This is a genomic window from Kitasatospora putterlickiae, from assembly GCF_039527695.1.
Classification (GTDB): domain Bacteria; phylum Actinomycetota; class Actinomycetes; order Streptomycetales; family Streptomycetaceae; genus Kitasatospora; species Kitasatospora putterlickiae.
In genome coordinates this window covers 1-2,261 of the sequence record NZ_BAAAKJ010000455.1, presented here as the reverse complement: position 1 = coordinate 2,261, position 2,261 = coordinate 1, and the positions used below count along the sequence as shown (strand labels likewise).

Sequence of the window (2,261 nt, the reverse complement as noted above, 5' to 3'; positions counted from 1 at the left end):
ACGGACCGGAGGACCTGGTGGAGGACGGCGGCGGCGCTCGGGTGGTGAACCGGTGCGCCGGCGGAGGCCGGGCGGCTGACGGGGGACGGGAAAACCGGGTAGCCCGGAGGCGCTCGGGTCCTACACTCGGCACCCAGAGGCGCGCCGCCCGTGGTTCCGGTGGAGGCGCGCGCCGTGACGAGTCGAGGGAGGACCGGTCGTGCGTCACCGCACCGCTGCCGTCGTCCCCTCGTCCCGGTTCGAGGTGATCCTGGTGTCCTCGTCCCTCCGGTGCCCGCTGCGCGGCCGGCACCGGGTGCGCGCGACGACGTCCTGACCCGGGACGCCGGCCGCCGTCGTCGCCGCGATCGCGCTGCCTCCTTCCTCCCGAGAGCTTCGAAAGGCACCGGGCCATGCGCAGCACCGACGTCCGTACCACCACCGCGGTCACCGCCGCCATCGCCGCCGTCCGCAACCTGGGCATCCTCGCGCACGTGGACGCGGGCAAGACCACCGTCACCGAGCGGATCCTCTACCTGACCGGCGAGACCCACAAGCTCGGCGAGGTCCATGACGGCACCACCGTCACCGACTGCCACCCGCAGGAACGCGAACGGGGCATCACCATCGTCGCGGCGGCGGTCGGCTGCGTCTGGGACGGCCACCGGATCAACCTGATCGACACCCCCGGCCACGTCGACTTCGCCGACGAGGTCGAACGCTCGCTGCGGGTGCTGGACGGGGCGGTCGCGGTGTTCGACGCCGTCGCGGGCGTGGAACCGCAGAGCGAGAGCGTCTGGCGCCAGGCCGACCGGCACGGCGTGCCCCGGATCGCCTTCGTCAACAAGCTCGACCGGGCCGGCGCCGACCTGGACGCGGCCGTCGCCTCCATCCGCGAGCGGCTGCACCCGGCGCCGCTCGCCGTCCAGCTGCCGATCGGGCGGGAGAACGGCTTCACCGGCGTGGTCGACCTGCTGACGATGCGTGCCCTGACCTGGGACGACGGCCCCGACGGCGATGCTCTGCGACGGGGGCCGGTGCCCGACGGGCTCAGGGCCGAGGCCGAGCGGCGGCGCGCGCTGCTGGACGAGGCGGTGGCCGGGCTCCATCCGGGCGCCCTGGAGGAGTACGTCGAGCGTTCGGCGCTCTCCACCGCGACGCTGGCCGGCGCGCTGCGCGACCTCACCCTCAGCGGTGAGGCCGTGGTGGTGCTCTGCGGCTCGGCCTACCGCAACCGGGGGATCGAGCCGCTGCTGGACGCCGTCACGGCCTACCTGCCCTCGCCGCTGGACGTTCCGGCGGTGCGCGGCGTGGCGCGGGCGGGGGAGGCGGACGCCGGGGAGGTGGAGCGGGCCGCCGATCCCGACGGGCCGCTCACCGCGCTGGTGTTCAAGGTGGAGGTCGGCGCCTCCGGCCGGCTCGGCCACCTGCGGCTGTACGCGGGCACGCTGCGCCACGGGGACACCGTGCTGGACGCCGGCGCCGGTCGCACCGAACGGATCGCCCGGATCATGCGGATGCGGGCCGATTCCCTCATCGAGACGGACACGGCCGTCGCCGGCGACATCGTCGCGGTGATCGGCCTCAAGGCCGCGCGGGTCGGCGCGACGCTCTGCGCGCCCGGCGCGCCGCTGGTCCTGGAGCCGGCCGTCGCGGCGGAGCCGGTGGTGACGGTGGCCGTCGAGGCGCGGCGCACCGTCGACACCGAGCGGCTGGCCGTCGCGCTCGCCCGGCTCGCCGAGGAGGACCCGTCCCTGGTCGTCCGCACCGATCCGGAGACCGGCCAGCGGGTGCTGTCCGGCCTCGGCGAACTGCACCTGGAGGTGGCGGTGGAGAGGATCCGCCGTGGGTACGGACTTGAGGTGCTGGTGGGCCGTCCGCGGGTCGCCCACCGGGAGACCGTGGAGCGCGGGGTCACCGGCCACGTCCACCGGCACGTCAAGCAGGACGGCGGCGCCGGCCAGTTCGCGCACGTGGTCATCGACGTGACGCCGCTGGACGGTCCGGCGGCGGAGGAGGGCGGAGGATTCGCGTTCGAGTCCACCGTCATCGGCGGGCGGGTGCCCAGGGAGTACGTCCAGGCGGTCGAGGCCGGCTGCCGGGACGCGCTCGCCGAGGGCCCGCTGGGCGGCCACCCGGTCACCGGCCTGCGGGTCGTCCTGACCGACGGGGCCACCCACCCCAAGGACTCCTCGGAACCCGCCTTCCGCACCGCCGGGCGCCTGGCACTGCGCGAGGCGCTGCGGGCCTGCCGGATGGTGCTGCTGGAACCGGTCGCCGAG

The 2,261-nt window shown here is 75.5% G+C and carries 1 protein-coding gene; it reads left to right on the top strand.

Translation table 11 applies throughout. From position 1 onward, the window contains the following. Positions 1-392: 392 nt before the first annotated feature. Positions 393-2,261, top strand: a 1,869-nt coding sequence (fusA, locus tag ABD308_RS36570; protein ID WP_344344551.1) for an elongation factor G, incomplete at its 3' end; no start/stop codon positions are given.